The organism is Pseudonocardia terrae, from assembly GCF_021343995.1.
Classification (GTDB): Bacteria; Actinomycetota; Actinomycetes; order Mycobacteriales; family Pseudonocardiaceae; genus Pseudonocardia; species Pseudonocardia terrae.
Window position 1 is genome coordinate 71675 of the sequence record NZ_JAJTTE010000004.1, and the last position, 15721, is coordinate 87395.

Below are 15721 nucleotides of genomic sequence, written 5' to 3' on the forward strand. Positions count from 1 at the left end.
AGCCGAGCGAGAACGCTACGTTTCGAACAGCGGTTTCCGTCAAACCGATCAATGGTGACCTCGATCACGGTAACGTAACCGTGATGAGATCGATAACCGTGTAACCCCTGGTCAGCGGATCAACATCACGGTTGTATCACGGTCCTGAGAATCCAACCGATCCGGAAATGTTGTCGTTTCGCTCACAAGCATTTGGTGACGAACGGTGAGCGTCACATCGACGCAGAGTCACTGTTCGAGGAGCCTCACAGTGCTGCCCGGCCCGACGTGGTCCATTCTGGTGGGGTGACAAACGCCCACCGGGACGGCCGGCCCGACTCGCCCGCCGCCCTCGCCGACGCCCTCCGGGCGACCGGCTACCTCGCCGACGACGGTCTCGCGACGGCCGCGTACCTGGCGCTCGAGATGCAGCGCCCGCTCTTCTGCGAGGGTGAGCCCGGCACCGGCAAGACCGCCCTCGCGCAGGCCCTCGCCCAGGTCCTCGGCGCCGAGCTCATCCGACTGCAGTGCCACGACGGCATCGACGCCGCGCAGGCCCTCTACGACTGGGACTTCCCGCGCCAGCTGCTGCACCTGCGCGCCCTGGAGGCCGCGGCGACCGTCGACGGGTCCACGCTCGACGCCGACACCGTGGAGGCCTCCCTCTACGACGACCGCTTCCTGCTGGCCCGCCCGATCCTGCGCGCGCTGCGGACCACCCCGTCCGTGCTGCTGGTCGACGAGATCGACCGCGCCGACGACGAGTTCGAGGCCTTCCTCCTCGAGGTGCTCTCCGAGCACGCGGTGACGATCCCCGAGGTCGGCGAGGTCCGCGCCGTCGTGCCGCCGGTGGTGGTGCTCACCTCCAACCGCACCCGCGAGGTGCACGACGCGCTCAAGCGGCGCTGCCTCTACCTCTGGCTGGACCACCCCGACGTCGCCCGCGAGATCGAGATCCTGCGCAGCCGGCTGCCCGGGGTGCCCGAGCGGCTCGCCCAGCAGGTGGCCACCGCCGCGCACAAGCTGCGCACCACGGACCTGATCAAGCCGCCCGGCGTCGCCGAGTCGCTGGACTGGGCCCGCGCGCTGCAGCTGGTCGGCGCCCGCAGCCTCGACGTCGACAGCGCCGCCCGCACACTCGGCGCCGTGCTGAAGTACCGCGAGGACGCCGACCGGGTGCGCAACCGGCTTGACTCCCTGCTCGCCTCCTGACGGACGGACCCGACGTGCAGTACCCGAGCGCGGTCCCCGAGACCGGCCCGGCCGCGGGCGCCGACGCGTTCCCGGGGCTGGTCGGTTTCACGGCCGCCCTGCGCGCCGCCGGCGTGCCCATGACGACCGACCGGGTGGCCGCCTTCGTCGAGGCGCTCGACGCCCTCGACGTCACCGACCGGACGCAGACCTACTGGGCCGGCCGGCTCACGCTCTGCTCCGACCCGGACGACATCCGCCGCTTCGACGCGGCCTTCGCCGCGTGGTTCGACCCGGCCCAGGGGCCGCGGCCGCCGTCACCCGGCGACCGGCCGCCGCCCCCGCCCACGCTGCGCTCGCTCATGCCCGCGCGGGACCGCGGCGAGGAGACCGGCGAGGACGAGGAGGACGACGACTCCCCCGTCGTCCGGGCCACGGCCACCGGCACCGAGGTGCTGCGGACCCGCGACCTCGGTGAGCTGAGCCCGCTGGAGCGCGAGCACCTGCGCCGGCTGCTGGCCCTGCTGCGGCCGGACCCGCCGACCCGGCCCTCCCGCCGGCGCGGCCCCGCCCGGCACGGCAGCCCGGACCCGCGCCGGACGCTGCGCGCGGCCCTGCGCAACGAGGGCGAGATCGGCACGCTGTACCGGCGCGCGCCCACCCGGCGTCCGCGCAAGGTCGTGCTGCTGATCGACGTCTCGGGGTCGATGGAGCCCTACGCCGACGCCCTGCTCCGGTTCGCCCACGTCGTCGTGCGCCGTTCGCCGCGCAGCACGGAGGTCTTCACCCTCGGCACCCGCCTCACCCGGGTCACCCGGGAGCTGCGCCAGCGCGACCCCGAACGCGCGCTCCGCGACGCCTCACGGGCCATCCCGGACTGGTCCGGCGGCACCCGCCTCGGCGAGGCCGTCCAGGCCTTCGTCGACCGGTGGGGACAGCGCGGGGCCGCGCGCCGCGCCGTCGTCGTGGTCTTCTCCGACGGCTGGGAGCGCGGCGAGCCGGACCTGCTGGGCCGGCAGGTGCAACGGCTCTCCCGGCTCGCGCACAAGGTGGTGTGGGTCAACCCGCACGCCGGCAAGGAGGGCTACGCCCCGGTGCAGGGCGGAATAGTCGCCGTGCTGCCGCACTTGGACCAACTGCTCGCCGGGCACAGCCTGGAGACCCTGGAGCGCCTGCTCGAGGTGATGAGGGATGCTTGAGAGGGGCGACGCGGCCGCCGGGTCCGCGCGTCCGGGCCTGGAGGTGCCACATGCGTGACGTGGTCGACCAGCTCGAGGGCTGGTGGAAGAACGGGGAGCGCGCGGCGCTCGCCACGGTGGTCGCGACCTTCCGCTCCGCCCCGCGCCAGCCGGGTGCGTCGATGCTGGTGGGGCCGGGCGGCGAGGCCGTCGGCAGCGTGTCCGGCGGATGCGTCGAGGGCGCGGTGTACGAGCTCGGCCAGGAGGTCCTCGGCGACCAGCGCCCGGTGCTGCAGCGCTACGGCGTCTCCGACGACGACGCGTTCGCCGTCGGCCTGACCTGCGGGGGGATCCTCGACGTCTACGTCGAGGAGGTCTCCCCCGAGGCCTACCCCGAGTTCGGCCGGGTCGCCGAGGCCATCCGGGACGAGACCCCGGTCGCCGTCGCCACCGTCGTCTCGGGTCCCGCGGAGCGGCTCGGGAAGCGGCTGATCGTGTGGGAGGACCGGGTCGACGGCGGCACCGGCTCCGACCGGCTGGACGGCGCCGTCACCGACGACGCCCGCGGCCTGCTCGCGTCCGGGCGCAACGCCACGATCACCTACGGCGTCGACGGCCAGCGCCGCGGCGAGGGCCTGATGGTCTTCGTCGAGTCGTTCGCCCCGCCGCCCCGCATGATCGTGTTCGGCGCGATCGACTTCGCCGCCGCCGTCGCCAAGATGGGCAACTTCCTGGGGTACCGGGTCACGGTGTGCGACGCCCGCCCGGTCTTCGCCACCGCCAGCCGCTTCCCCGGTGCCAACGAGGTCGTGGTCGAGTGGCCGCACCGGTACCTGGCCAAGGAGGCGGAGGAGGGCCGGATCGACGGGCGGACGGTGCTCACCGTCCTCACCCACGACCCCAAGTTCGACGTCCCGCTGCTCGAGGTGGCGCTGCGGCTGCCGCAGGTCGCCTACATCGGCGCGATGGGCTCGCGGCGCACCCACGAGGACCGCATCGAGCGGCTCAAGGAGCGCGGCCTCACCGACGCCGAGATCGCGAAGATGTCCAGCCCGATCGGCCTGGACCTCGGCGCCCGCACGCCGGAGGAGACCGCCGTCTCCATCGCCGCGGAGATGATCGCGCAGCACTGGGGCGGGGCCGGTACCCGGCTCGCCGAGCGCGAGGGACCCATCCACAGCCACACCTGACCGTCGGGAGAGGTCCGGTCCCCTCCGTCGGACCGGTCCTGCTCGTCGCCCCGCCGACTACCGTGCGGTGGTGCAGACGAGGAGGTCCCGCATGTTCCGCCCCCGTTCCCGGCGCCGCTGATGCCGGTGCCCCGCACCGCCTCCCCGGCCCCGGCCGGCCCCGCAACGGAGCACCGCGTCCGCTCCGTGCGGAGTAGCGTGCCTCACACGATCCGGATGCCCCGGGCATCCGGACGTCGTCGTGTGCGGTCGGACGAGGCGTGGGAGGGCACCGTGGCTCTCGACAGCAGGGTGGGTCCCGGCGGCAGGGCCCCCGCGGCCGGGACCGTCGGCGCGTGCCGTCGGGCGGGCGAGACCGTGCTGGTCGACGACGTGCCCGACGACGTGCTCGACACCGCTCTCGACGACGATCTCGACGACGCCGACCGCGAGCCCGACCTGACCGTCCACCGGGGCGGCGGGTGCGGCGCCCCGGCGGCCGGAGCCACGAACCCGAGGCTGTCGAAGTTCCACGCCCCCGAGATCGTGTTCGGGCCCGACTCGCTGCGCGAGGCCGCGTACGCCGCGGTCCGGCTCGGCGCGCGGCGGCCGTTCGTGGTGACCGACCCCGGCGTGTTCGAGGCCGGCTGGCCCAGCGAGCTGCTCGCACACCTGCGCGGGACCGGGCTCGCCCCGCGGCTGTGGACCGACGTCACGCCGAACCCCAAGGACCACGAGATCGAGCAGGGCTACCACGACTACGTGGCCTCCGGCTGCGACGTCGTGATGGGCCTGGGCGGCGGCTCGGTGATCGACGCGGCCAAGGGCGTGGCCCTGCTGGCGTCGAACGGCGGGCGGATCCTGGACTACGAGGGCATCGACCGGATCGCCAACCCGATCCCGCCGCTGATCATGATGCCGTCGACCTCGGGGACCGGCGCGGACGTCTCGCAGTTCTGCATCGTCACCGACACCGAGCGGCACACCAAGATCACGATCATGGGCCGCGCCCTCGTGCCGGACGTGTCGGTGATCGACCCGCGCCTGCTCGTCACCATGCCGGAGTGGCTCAACGCCGCGACCGGTCTCGACGCGCTGACCCACGGCATCGAGGCGTTCGTCTCACTGGCGCACGGCCCGCTCACCGACCACCACGCGCTGCAGGCCGTCTCGCTGGTCAACGCCAACCTCGCCCACACGATGATGCGGCCGGACGACCAGCGGGCCCGGCAGGCGATGGCCCAGGCCGCCCTCGAGGCCGGGCTGGCCTTCACCAACGCGATCCTGGGGGCCACGCACGCCATGAGCCACCAGGTCGGCGGGATGCTCGACCTGCCGCACGGGGTGGTCAACGGGGTGCTGCTGCCCCACGTCGTGCGGTTCAACGGCGCCGCCGGCCCCGAGCGGTTCGTGCCGATCGCGCAGGCGATGGGCCTGGCCGGGCCCGGGGTGCCCGGCGACGAGGCCGTCGACATGGTCGCCGCGGAGATCCGCAAGCTGGGCGACGAGGTCGGTGTGCCGAGCGGGCTCGCCGCGCTCGGTGTGACCGAGGCGGACGTCCCGCGGCTCGCGGTGCTGACGCTCGGCGACGCCTGCCTGACCACCAACCCCCGCCCCGCCTCCGTCGACGAGGTCGAGACGCTGTTCCGGGCCGCCCTGTGAGGGAGCCGCGGTGACGAGCATGCCCTCCTCCGGCCCCGGGCCGCCGCGGCGGGACGACCCGCCGCACTCCGCGGGCCGCTCGTGGCCCGGCCCCGACCTCGACGCGCTGACCGGGCTGCGGTCGGGCAAGCCGTCGTTCTACCCGGAGTACCGGGTGTCGGCGGTGCGGCTGCGCCGGGTGATCCTCGCGCTGGAGCGGATCTCCGCCGCCCTGGTCCGCACGATGGAGGGTTCCGAGGCACTGGTCCGGGCCGTGGTCGACGCCGCCGCCGACCACCTCTCCGCGGACTGGGTCGCCTTCGCCCTGGTCGACGGCCGGCTCAAGGACGCCAGCCCGCGGCACCTCGTGCTGGGGCCGGACGGGGTCGAGTGGACGAACCTGGACCTGGTCCCGGCGACCGTCCGGACACACGTCGAGAAGGTCCGGCGGGGCGACGACACCGGCGAGCACGGCCGGGACCACGACCATGACCACGACCGGGACACCGCCCGCACGCACCTGCACGTCCCCGTCCGGCTCGACGGGCGCACCGTCGGCGGGTTCGTGGCGTGGACCCCACGGGACCGCGAGGTCGACGACACCGACCACTCGGTCCTGCGCATCCTGGCCGGGCAGACGGCCTCCGCCCTGCAGAACTGCGCGCTGCTGGAGCGTTCCGAGAAGCTCTACGCCCGCACCGCCCGGCAGGCGGAGGACCTGCGGGCCCGCAACGCCGAGCTGCAGCGCACCCAGGAGCAGCTGGGCGCCGCCCGGCAGCGCGAGGTGCTGGACAACGAACGGCACCGGATCGCCCGGGAGCTGCACGACAGCGTCACCCAGTACGCGCTCTCCGCGGGCATGCACATCGAGCTGGTCCGCGGCGAGCTCGACGAGCCGCGGCTCCTCGAGCACCTCGACACCGCGAAGGACCTCACCAAGCGGGCCGTCGAGCAGCTGCGGTCGGCCATCTACGCGCTCAGCCACCACGAGAGCGCCGACCAGGACCTGCCGGCGATGCTGCGCCAGCTCACCACCGTGCACATGCCCGACGAGCTGCGCATCGACGTCCGGATCGGTGGCGAGCCCGTGCGGCTGTCCGCCGAGCAGGAGCAGTCGCTGTTCCGCATCGCCGGCGAGGCGCTGTTCAACACCGCCATGCACGCCGACGCCTCCCGCGCCTCCATCCGGCTGGCCTACCGGCCGGGTGCGGTGCGGCTGACCGTGTCCGACGACGGCAAGGGTCGCCCCGAGGAGGTCCGGCGCAGCCTGCGGGCCTCGGCGCTGTCCCCGTCCGGGGAGCACCGCGGCCTGGTCAACATGCAGACCAGGGCCGTGGAGATGGGCGGGACGGTGACGTTCCGCCGGGCCCGCATGGGTGGGTTGCAGGTCCAGGTCGACGTCCCGGTCGGCGGGGGCGGCAGTGGCCGGGGCGACGCCGGGAGTGGCGCGGGGAACGGCGCGCAGGGTGGTGCCCGGGACGGCGCCCGTACCGACGAGAGAGGGGTGGCGTCATGAACGCCGTTCGCACCGCAGCGCCCGGGGGCCAGCCCCCGCGCCCGATGCACCGGGCGCGCCCGATGCCCGTGCGGATCGTGCTGGTCGACGACCACTCGATCATGCGCCAGGGCCTGCGCGCCGTGCTGGAGCGCGAGGAGGACCTGCGGGTGGTGGGCGAGGCCGGCACCCCGGCCGACGCGATCGCCGCCGTGGCCGCCACCCGCCCGCACGTCGTGCTGCTCGACCTCAAGCTCACCTCCGGCCCGCAGACGGACGGGCTCGAGGTGTGCCGCAAGCTCTGCGCCGCCCACCCGGGCATCGGCGTGCTGGTGCTGACCACGTTCGCCGAGGACCGGCTCGTCGTCGAGTCCGTGCAGGCGGGCGCCCGCGGGTACGTCGTGAAGGACGTCGACACGACCGAGCTGGTCCGTGCCATCCGCGCCGTCTCGCGCGGGGAGAGCGCCTTCGACGCCCGCAGCGCCTCGGCCATGGTGCGCTCGCTGTCCGGCGGCGTCCCGGACCGGGAACGGCTCACCGAGCGCGAGCTCGACGTGCTGCGGCTGCTCGCGCGCGGCCTGTCGAACCGCGCCATCGGGGCGGAGCTGTTCATCTCCGAGACCACGGTGAAGTTCCACGTCGGCAACCTCATGCGGAAGCTGATGGTGTCCCGCCGCGCCGAGGCGGTGTACGCGGCCACCAAGCTGGGTCTGCTCTAGCTCGCGCCCGCGTGCCCGGCACGGTAGGACCGCGGGCGTGCGTGTGTATGCGGAGCGGCCGGAGCGGGCCGCCGGTCAGGTGGTGGCCGACGTCGTGGCGGTGGCGTGGGCGGCGCTCTGGATCTGGCTGGGCGTGGCCACGCACGATCTCCTGCTGCGCCTGCAGGGGCCCGGCCGGACGCTGGTCCAGGCGGGCGAGGCGATCCGCGGCGCGTTCGACGGCGCGGCCCGCGGCGCCGGGGAGGTCCCGTTCGTCGGCGACCGGCTGTCCGGGGCCTTCGCGCCCGGCGCCGACGCCGGGTCCTCGCTGGTGGCGGCGGGCCAGCAGCAGATCGACACCGTCGGTGCGGTGGCGACCGGCGCGGGAGTGCTCGTCGCCGTGCTGGGGCTGCTGCCCGTGCTGGCGTTGTGGCTGCCGCTGCGGGTCCGCTACGCCCGCCGGGCCACCGCGGCGGCCGACGCGCGCGCGGCCGGCCCGGACGTCCTGGCCCTGCGGGCGCTCACGCACCGCCCGCTGCGCTCGCTGCTGCGCATCACGCCGGACCCCGCCGGTGCGTGGCGCTCGGGCGACCCGGCGGCCGTCGCGGCGCTGGCCGAGGCCGAGCTGCGCGCGCTCGGCCTCCGGGGCACCGGCAGCACCGACGGCACCGGCGTCACCAGCGGTACTAGGGGACGACCGGGGTGACCGTCTTGGCGTGCCGCTGCGCGAGCTCCCGGTAGATGTCCGGGTTCGTCCGCACCCAGCGCTCGGCCTCGGGCGTCAGGCCGCCCTTGGTGGTGGCGGCCGGGCCGAGGACCAGCGTGCCCTCCGGGATCACCTTGTTCGGGGGCACCGTGGAGCCGGCCCCGATCAGCGACCGCGCGCCGATCCGCGCCCCGTCCTGGATCGTGGCGCCGTTGCCGATCACGCACTCCGCGCCGATCACGCTCCCGTGCACCACGCACAGGTGCCCGATCGTCGCGCCCTCGCCGATCTCGGTGACGGGGTCGTCGCCGCCGTGCAGCACGCAGCCGTCCTGCACGTTGGCCCCGGCCCGCACCACGATCGGGCCGAAGTCGGCCCGGAGCACGGCGTTGTACCAGACCGAGGCGCCCTCCTCGACGCGCACGTCACCGACGAGCGTGGCGGTGGGGGCGACGAAGGCGGTCGGGTGGACGGTCGGGGCGAGGCCCTCGAAGGAGAACAGCGGCACGCCCCTCACCCTGCCACGGGGGCCGTGAAGATCCGCCGAGATCCGCAGAGATCTGCGCCTCCCGGCTCGGTGTCCCCGTTCGTCCGGCGAGCCTCGGTCAGTCGATCTCCGGCGACGACGCCTGCGCCCAGTACCGCCGCGGGATCCGGCCGGCGTGCCGGGCGGCGTAGCCGGCCTCCACGGCCAGCCGCATCGCCTGCGCCATCCGCTCCGGGTCGGCCGCCCGGGTCACCGCGGTGGCCAGCAGGACGGCGTCGCAGCCGAGCTCCATGGCCTGCGCGGCCTCGGAGGCCGTGCCGATTCCGGCGTCGAGCACGACCGGCACCCCCGCCTCCGCCACGATCATCTCGATGTTGTGCGGGTTGCGGATGCCGAGCCCGGTCCCGATGGGCGAGCCCAGCGGCATGACGGCCGCGCAGCCGACCTGCTCGAGCTTGCGGGCCAGCACCGGATCGTCGTTGGTGTAGGGCAGCACGGTGAAGCCGTCGTCGACGAGTTGCTCGGCGGCGTCGAGCAGCTCGATCGGGTCCGGCAGCAGGGTCCGCTCGTCGGCGACGACCTCGAGCTTGACCAGGTCGGTCTCCAGCGCCTCCCGGGCGAGCCGGGCGGTGAGCACGGCCTCGGCGGCGGTGCGGCAGCCCGCGGTGTTCGGCAGGACCTCGATGCCGAGCCGGCGCAGCAGGTCCAGCACGCCGGTGCCGGTCTGCGCGTCGATCCGGCGCATCGCGACCGTGGTCAGCGTGGTCCCCGACGCGATCAGCGCCCGCTCCAGGACCTCCAGGTTGGCGGCCCCGCCGGTGCCGGTGATGAGCCGCGAACCGATCTTGCGGCCGCCCACCACGAGTGTCTCGTCCACCGTCATCCTCCCTGCACCGCCGTCAGCACCTCGACCGCGGCGCCCGCCGCCAGCCGGGTCGACGGCCAGTCCGCCCGCCGCACGACCAGCCCGTCGACGGCCACCGCGACGCCCTTCTCCGGCGCCGCGATCGCGGCCAGCGCGTCGGCCACCGTCGCCTCGTCGGCGAGGTCGTGTGCGGCCCCGTTGATCTCCACCTTCACGTTCCCGTCCTCCCGAAGCGCGCGGGGTCGACCGCCGCCGGCACCGCCCCGCCCCCCAGCAGCCCGACGACGAGCCGGGCGGTGAGCGGCGCCAGCAGGATCCCGTTGCGGCTGTGCCCGGTGGCCACGAGCGTGCGCCCGTCGAGCCGGCCGACGACCGGCACGTTGTCCGGGCTGCCCGGGCGCAGCCCCGCCGCGGCCTCGGCCAGCGCGTACTCGGCGATGCCCGGCAGGATCCGCTCGGCGTCCCGCAGCAGGTCGCGGACCCCGCCGACGGTCGGCTCGGTGTCGAAGCCGTGCTCGCTCTGGGTGGCCCCGACGACCAGCCCGCCGGGCCGCGGCACGAGGTAGACCGGGCGGCCGTCGACCAGCGCGCGGACCGTCCTCGTGGGTACCGGGAAGGCCCCGTGCCGGTGGGTCAGCCGCAGGATCTCGCCCTTGACGGGCCGGACCAGCCCGGCGAGCCCCGGGTGCAGCGCCGCGCTGTGGGCGCCCGCGCAGATCAGGACGGTGCCGGGGGCGGTCTCGCCCGGTTCCCAGGCCCGCTCCTCCATCACCACGCCGGCCTTCTCCGCCGCGGCGCGCAGGGCCGCCAGCAGCGCCCGGTTGTCCACGGACAGGTCGCCGGGCACCGACAGGCCGCCGCGGACGTCCGGGCCCAGCCCGGGCTCCAGGCGGCGCAGCTCCCGGCCGCTCAGCCGCTCGACGGGCCGGCCCAGGCGGGCCAGGTGTCCCGCGAGCGCGTCGAGCTCGGCGCGGTCGCCGGAGCCGGTCGCGGCGACCACGGTGCCCTCCGGGTGCAGCCCGGCCGGCTGCCCGGCGGCCGCGGAGAGCTCCTCGGCGAACGCGGGCCACAGCTCCAGCGACTCCAGGCCCAGCTCGAGCAGGCCCTCCTCGCCCGGCCACGCCTCGGTGACCGGCGCGAGCATCCCGCCCGCCACCCACGACGACCCGCTCGCCGGAGCGGGATCCCGGAGGGTGACGTGCCGTCCGGCCTGCGCCGCGCGCCACGCGCAGCTCAGCCCGATGACGCCGCCCCCGACGACGACGAGATCCTCCACCTTGCTTCCTCCCTGCGCCGGCATGACCCGGATCAGGTTCGACGGTCGGGACCGGCCAGTCCCCTCTCAGCCCGCTCGCCCGCGGACTCCCGTGCCCTGCACCCACAGCTCTCGTTTCCGGTCGCCCAGCCTACGCTCCCGGACCGTGCCCCGACTCGACCGTGAGACGCTGCTGACCCGGCTCGCCGACGCCCGGCTCTATCTCTGCACCGGCGCGCGCCGGGACCGCGGGGACCTGGCCGAGTTCGCCGACGCCGCCCTCGCCGGGGGCGTCGACGTCATCCAGCTCCGCGACAAGGGCAGCGAACCCCTCGAGGCCAAGCAGGAGCTGCAGGCCCTCGAGGTGCTGGCCGAGGCCTGCGCGAAGCACGACCGGCTGCTGGCCGTGAACGACCGGGCGGACGTCGCCCTGGCCGCCGGCGCCGATGTGCTGCACCTCGGGCAGGACGACCTGCCCGTGGAGTGGGCCCGCCGGGTGGCGGGCGTGGAGATCGTCGTCGGGCGCTCGTCGCACAGCGCGGAGGAGACCCTCCGCGCGGCCGACGAGCCCGGCGTCGACTACTTCTGCGTGGGCCCCTGCTGGCCCACCCCGACCAAGCCCGGCCGCCCGGCACCCGGCCTGGACCTGGTCCGCACCGTGGCCGGCCGCGCGCCGGCCCGCCCCTGGTTCGCGATCGGCGGGATCGACGGCGGGAACCTCGACGAGGTCCTCGCCGCCGGCGCCACCCGGATCGTGGTGGTCCGGGCGATCACGGAGGCGGAGGACCCGGAGGCCGCGGCCCGGGCCCTCCGCGCGCGGCTGCCCTGAGCGGACGACCCGGGCCGGTCGACGCGTCAGCCCGCGGTGTTCGCACCGCCGCTGCCGCTGCCCCCGCTGCCGCTGCCGCCGCTGCCGCCGTTGTCGCTGCCGCCGTTGAGCAGGCCGTCGACGCCGCCGCGCTGCGATCCCGAGCCGGTGTCGCCCGGGTTCGGCGCCGTGGTCCGGGTCGGGCTCCCGCTCCGCGGCGTCGTGGTGGCGGCGCTGCCGGACGGCTGCTCGCTGCCGGTCTGCTCGGTGGAGCCGCTGCGCTGGTCCGTCGGCTCGGGCGTGGTCGTCGGGGTGGTGGTCTCCGTGGTGTCGGTGCTGCCGCCCTTGTCGGTGTTCTCGTTCGAGGTGAGCGGGGTCCCGGAGACCACCCGGCTGACCGAGGTGCCGGACGTGCCGCCGGAGATCGGCGAGCCCTTGATGAACTCGACGCCGGTGATCACGAGCATGCCCACCACGAACGCGACGACCGTCGACCCCGCGGCCAGCAGCAGCCGCTTGCGCGTGTACCAGGGCCGGGTCTGCTCCTCCGCGCCACGCGCGAGACCGTCGTCGAGCGCCGGCTGGAGCATCGTCGGCCCCGCACCCTCGTCCGCGCGGCGTTGCAGCGGGATCGTGGCCAGCGGGTCGATCGGCTCGGCGACCACCACGGCGTCCTTGCGGCCGGGGATCTTCACCCGCGCCAGCACGGTCTGCTTGGTGTGGTCCAGCGAGCGCTGGTAGAACGTCGTGCCCAGCGTCGTCACGACCGAGCCGAGGGCCGCGCCGGCCACCGTGCCGGTGGCACCGAAGAACGAGCCGAACACGGCCGTGGTGGCGGCCGCGCCCGCGCCCGCGATGATCTTGTTGACCGTGAGGTCCGGCTTCTTCGGCTCGACCGTCGCCGACGTGGCCGCCGTGGAGGCCCCCGCCATCGACGTGGCGGTGGTCCGGACACCGTCGGAGGGGGTCCGCGGCTGCGGCCCGGTCGTGGTGGTGACCTGGGTGGGCACACCCCCGGACGGGGGGCCGACGCGGCGCGTCGTGCCCGCACCGGAGGGGGTGCCCGTGCCACCGGTGCCCCGGGAGCCCGTCACACCTCCCGATCCGGACCGGCGCTGCGGCCCGGGGTGGCCGGGCCGGCGGTCGTCGGGACGTCCGGCGCCGGGCCGCTGGGCGGCCCCGGTGCGCGGGAGGTCGGGCGGGCCGGACTGCGGTGGGACGGGTCGGCCGATCGGGCCGGCCCCGGCCTCCGGGTACCGGGATGACTGCGGGCGGGGATGCTGCTGGGCCATGACTCCGTTTCACATCACGCGAGGGCTGCCGGTTTCCTCACCCGATATGAACGTGGGCGATCAAGGAAACGCACCTGACGATCACGATGAGTGAGAGTTGTCACCCGTCGGTGGGCGGACCGTCCACCGTAGGGCCTCCCGGAGCCTCGCCCACTACCCGGGGGTGTCGGATCCCCGGATGGTCCGCCGGGAGCGCCGAGCGCAACGCCGGCCAGGACAGCACGACACTCAGCGCGACGAGCGCCGGGCTGACCGCCACCCGGGCTGCGCCGAGCGCGAACACCCACTCCGCCTGGTACAGCGGAAGGAACACGGCCACGCGCACCACGTACTGGGCCACCCACACCCAGCTGGCCCGCTGGTAGCCGCGCAGCAGATCGGGATCGCGCCGCCACCGGGTCCGCTGGCCGAGCGCGGTGCCCACCACGAGGCCCAGCAGCGGCCAGCGCACCACGATCGAGACCGCCCAGGCGAGCGCGCTGGCGACGTTGCTGAGGATCTGGACCAGGAAGAAGTCCTCGGCGCGCCCGGTGTACAGCGCCACGATCGCCGCGACGGCCACCCCCAGCAGCCCGAACAGCACCGCCCGTGGCCGGGTGCCCCGGACCAGACGGACGACCGCGACCACGATCCCGGCCAGGATCGCCGCCCCCGCCGCGATGCCGACCGGCGACCACCAGCCCAGCGCCCCGGCCAGCAGCCAGACGAGAACGAACGCGACGACCGGCACGGAGGCGTCGACCGCCCCACCGCGGCCGCCGAGGATCGCGCGGAGCGACTCCGCGCCCTCCTGGCGCAGGTCCCCGCGCCCGGTGTCGCTCCCGGTGTGGCGCCCGGTGCCGCGCCCGGTGTCGCTGCCCGGGCCGCCGTCGGAACGGCCCGCGGGCCCCTCGGGTGTGCTCACGAGAGGCAAGGGTGCCCTATCCCCGTATCGAGATCACCCCGTGCTGGCGAATTGTGTGACGGATGGGTGATCCTGTTCGAGCACGAGGTGTCCTCTCCATGGACACGAGACGAACGGACGCGAAGGGAGCTGGGTGCCGTGAACCGGTGGAACAGCTTCGTCGCCATCGGCGACAGCTTCACGGAGGGCCTGGACGATCTCCGGGACGACGGGTCGCCGCGCGGATGGGCCGACCGGCTGGCCGAGCGGCTCGCCGCGGGTCGCCCCGGGTTCACCTACGCCAACCTGGCCGTGCGCGGGAAACTGCTCGACCAGATCGTCGCCGACCAGGTCCCGGTCGCGGAGGTGATGCGCCCCGACCTGATCACCTTCTGCGCCGGTGGCAACGACATCATCGGTCTGCAGTGCGACCCCGACGACCTGGCGGTGCGCTTCGACGCCGCCCTCGCCAGGCTGGTGGCGACGGGGGCCGACGTCCTGATCTTCACCGGCTTCGACCTCCGCCGGATGCACGTGCTGCTGCGCCGGCTGCGCGGCCGCGTGGCCACGTTCAACGAGAACCTGCGCGCGAGTGCCGACCGGCACGGCTGCCGCGTGGTGGACCTGTGGGGCATGAACGTCCTGGCCGACCCCCGGGCGTGGGCCAGCGACCGGCTGCACCTCACCCCCGAGGCGCACGAGCGCGTCTCGCTGCGGGCGCTGGAGGTACTGGGCGAGCCCGTGCCCTCGGACTGGCGCACCCCGTGGCCCGTGGCCGAGCGCGCCAGCTGGCGCACGCGGCAGGCCGAGGACCTCGCCTGGGTGCGCGACCATGTCATGCCCTACGTGGGCAAGCGGCTGCGCGGCGGCCACACGGGCGACGGCTACCTGCCCAAGCGTCCCGAGCTCACGCCCTTGGAGCGGCTCGACCGCACGGCCGCCACGGTCTTCGACCGCCGCTCACCCGCCGTCTGACGGCGTTATGGAGCCATGACGCACTCCAGCCCGGGCCCCCACACGCGCCATGGAGCCATGACGCACTCTGCGGCGGGTCGGACGTGCGTCATGGCTCCATAAGTGCTCGGTCAGCACACCGGCGTGAAGTCCCGCGCGCCGATGTACTCCGGGCGCCGCTTGGGCGCGTAGTACGGCTCCACGCAGGCGTTCTCCACGCTGTTGAACACGATGAAGATGTTCGAGCGCGGGTACGGGGTGATGTTGTCCCCGGAACCGTGCATGCAGTTCGAGTCGAAGAAGGTCGCCGAGCCAGCCTTGCCGGTGAGCATCGCGATCCCGTGCCGGTTCGCCAGCGCCGTGAGGCTGTCCGGGTCCGGCGTGCCGATCTCCTGCTCCTTGAGCGAGGACCGGTAGTTGTCCTCCGGGGTCTCGCCGACGCAGCTCACGAACGTCCGGTGCGAGCCCGGCATGATCATCAGGCAGCCGTTGTACGGGTAGTTCTCGGTCAGCGAGATCGAGCAGCTCACCGCGCGCGGGGTGGGCATGCCGTCCTCGGCGTGCCAGGTCTCGAAGTCCGAGTGCCAGTAGAAGCCGCCGCCGCCGAAGCCGGGCTTGTAGTTGATCCGGCTCTGGTGGACGTAGACGTCGCTGCCGAGGATCTGCCGGGCCCGGCCGACCACCCGCTCGTCGGCCACCAACCGGGCGATCGCGTCGCTGATCCTGTGCACCTCGAAGATCGAGCGCACCTCGTCGGACTTCTTCTCCACGATGCAGCGGTCGTCCGCGCGCACCAGGGGGTCGGTGGCCAGCCGGTCGAGCTCCGCGGCGTACCCGGCGACCTCGTCGGGGGTGAGCAGCTGCGGGACCTGGCTGAAGCCCTTCTCGGCGTGGCCGTGCAGCTCCTGGGCGCCGTACATGCCGGCGCTGGACTCGCTCCCCCAGACGGTCGGCTCGGCACGCTCGATCAGCGCGGGCTCGTTCGACACGCGCGTGTAGTAGCGGTCCTGGGTGGTCCGGGTCTGGCTGCTGCTCGGGGCAGACATACGTCCCTTCCTTCCTCGTCGGTCCCCGTGGGAGTGGACTCGCCCTTCCTCTGCGGTGGGTTCGGCGGTCGTTC

Annotated in this window: 16 protein-coding genes; 9 read left to right on the plus strand and 7 right to left on the minus strand. The window is 74.6% G+C overall.

Annotated features, from left to right (window positions below; genetic code table 11):
- Positions 1-285 precede the first annotated feature (285 nt).
- The 7 genes from LWC33_RS03805 (at position 286) to LWC33_RS03835 (ending at position 8057) form a co-directional block, all read left to right on the plus strand.
- Entirely contained in the window at positions 286-1191 is a 906-nt protein-coding gene (locus LWC33_RS03805) for an AAA family ATPase (protein WP_233302792.1), read from the plus strand.
- A gap of 14 nt (positions 1192-1205) precedes the next feature.
- A complete protein-coding gene (locus LWC33_RS03810) occupies positions 1206-2369 on the plus strand; it encodes a vWA domain-containing protein (protein WP_233302793.1) in 1164 nt (387 codons plus the stop codon).
- A 50-nt stretch (positions 2370-2419) separates the two neighbouring features.
- Positions 2420-3538 (plus strand): XdhC family protein, encoded by a 1119-nt coding sequence (locus LWC33_RS03815; RefSeq protein WP_233302794.1) that lies wholly within the window; start codon positions 2420-2422, stop codon positions 3536-3538.
- 273 nt (positions 3539-3811) lie between these two features.
- Positions 3812-5179 carry an iron-containing alcohol dehydrogenase gene (locus tag LWC33_RS03820; protein ID WP_372476545.1) on the plus strand — a complete coding sequence of 456 codons (1368 nt, stop codon included), beginning with the start codon at positions 3812-3814 and terminating at the stop codon, positions 5177-5179.
- A gap of 19 nt (positions 5180-5198) precedes the next feature.
- A complete protein-coding gene (locus LWC33_RS03825) occupies positions 5199-6674 on the plus strand; it encodes a MadS family sensor histidine kinase (RefSeq protein WP_255690850.1) in 1476 nt (491 codons plus the stop codon).
- On the plus strand, positions 6671-7372 hold the full coding sequence (locus LWC33_RS03830) for a MadR family response regulator transcription factor (RefSeq protein WP_372476546.1): 702 nt from the start codon (positions 6671-6673) through the stop codon (positions 7370-7372). Before LWC33_RS03825 ends, LWC33_RS03830 begins: the two co-directional genes overlap by 4 nt.
- Positions 7373-7409: 37 nt before the next feature.
- A complete protein-coding gene (locus LWC33_RS03835) occupies positions 7410-8057 on the plus strand; it encodes a hypothetical protein (RefSeq protein WP_233302795.1) in 648 nt (215 codons plus the stop codon).
- On the opposite strand, the gene LWC33_RS03840 is transcribed toward LWC33_RS03835, so the two are convergent.
- The 4 genes from LWC33_RS03840 to thiO form a co-directional block, all read right to left on the minus strand.
- Positions 8038-8565 (minus strand): gamma carbonic anhydrase family protein, encoded by a 528-nt coding sequence (locus LWC33_RS03840; RefSeq protein ID WP_233302796.1) that lies wholly within the window; start codon positions 8563-8565, stop codon positions 8038-8040. The genes LWC33_RS03835 and LWC33_RS03840 overlap by 20 nt on opposite strands.
- Before the next feature lie 97 nt (positions 8566-8662).
- Positions 8663-9427 carry a thiazole synthase gene (locus tag LWC33_RS03845; protein ID WP_233302797.1) on the minus strand — a complete coding sequence of 255 codons (765 nt, stop codon included), beginning with the start codon at positions 9425-9427 and terminating at the stop codon, positions 8663-8665.
- The gene (thiS, locus tag LWC33_RS03850) at positions 9424-9624 is read right to left on the minus strand and encodes a sulfur carrier protein ThiS (protein ID WP_233302798.1); all 201 of its coding nucleotides are present in this window, start codon (positions 9622-9624) and stop codon (positions 9424-9426) included. The genes LWC33_RS03845 and thiS overlap by 4 nt, the downstream gene beginning before the upstream one ends.
- The gene (gene thiO, locus LWC33_RS03855; RefSeq protein ID WP_233302799.1) at positions 9621-10709 is read right to left on the minus strand and encodes a glycine oxidase ThiO; all 1089 of its coding nucleotides are present in this window, start codon (positions 10707-10709) and stop codon (positions 9621-9623) included. Before thiO ends, thiS begins: the two co-directional genes overlap by 4 nt.
- 121 nt (positions 10710-10830) lie before the next feature.
- Between thiO and thiE the strand changes: the two genes are divergently transcribed.
- Positions 10831-11493, plus strand: coding sequence for a thiamine phosphate synthase (thiE, locus tag LWC33_RS03860; protein WP_233302800.1), 663 nt, complete (start codon positions 10831-10833; stop codon positions 11491-11493).
- A gap of 26 nt (positions 11494-11519) precedes the next feature.
- Here thiE and LWC33_RS03865 read toward each other — a convergent pair whose 3' ends face one another.
- Complete coding sequence (locus tag LWC33_RS03865) at positions 11520-12482, minus strand: hypothetical protein (protein WP_233302801.1); 963 nt, start codon at positions 12480-12482, stop codon at positions 11520-11522.
- Positions 12483-12864: 382 nt separating this feature from the next.
- Positions 12865-13668 (minus strand): DUF3159 domain-containing protein, encoded by an 804-nt coding sequence (locus LWC33_RS03870; protein ID WP_308190900.1) that lies wholly within the window; start codon positions 13666-13668, stop codon positions 12865-12867.
- A gap of 138 nt (positions 13669-13806) precedes the next feature.
- On the opposite strand from LWC33_RS03870, the gene LWC33_RS03875 reads away from it, so the two are divergent.
- Complete coding sequence (locus LWC33_RS03875; protein ID WP_233302802.1) at positions 13807-14622, plus strand: SGNH/GDSL hydrolase family protein; 816 nt, start codon at positions 13807-13809, stop codon at positions 14620-14622.
- A gap of 110 nt (positions 14623-14732) precedes the next feature.
- Here LWC33_RS03875 and thpD read toward each other — a convergent pair whose 3' ends face one another.
- Positions 14733-15647: an ectoine hydroxylase gene (gene thpD, locus LWC33_RS03880; RefSeq protein ID WP_233302803.1), complete on the minus strand. Its 915-nt coding sequence runs from the start codon at positions 15645-15647 to the stop codon at positions 14733-14735.
- Positions 15648-15721 lie beyond the last annotated feature (74 nt).

What these genes read in the sequence shown, in the direction of transcription:
- LWC33_RS03830 (WP_372476546.1), top strand. Translation starts at nt 6,671, where the DNA reads ATGAACGCCGTTCGCACCGCAGCGCCCGGGGGCCAGCCCCCGCGCCCG.
- thiO (WP_233302799.1), bottom strand. Translation starts at nt 10,709, where the DNA reads ATGCCGGCGCAGGGAGGAAGCAAGGTGGAGGATCTCGTCGTCGTCGGG.
- LWC33_RS03845 (WP_233302797.1), bottom strand. Translation starts at nt 9,427, where the DNA reads ATGACGGTGGACGAGACACTCGTGGTGGGCGGCCGCAAGATCGGTTCG.
- LWC33_RS03825 (WP_255690850.1), top strand. Translation starts at nt 5,199, where the DNA reads ATGCCCTCCTCCGGCCCCGGGCCGCCGCGGCGGGACGACCCGCCGCAC.
- thpD (WP_233302803.1), bottom strand. Translation starts at nt 15,647, where the DNA reads ATGTCTGCCCCGAGCAGCAGCCAGACCCGGACCACCCAGGACCGCTAC.
- LWC33_RS03815 (WP_233302794.1), top strand. Translation starts at nt 2,420, where the DNA reads ATGCGTGACGTGGTCGACCAGCTCGAGGGCTGGTGGAAGAACGGGGAG.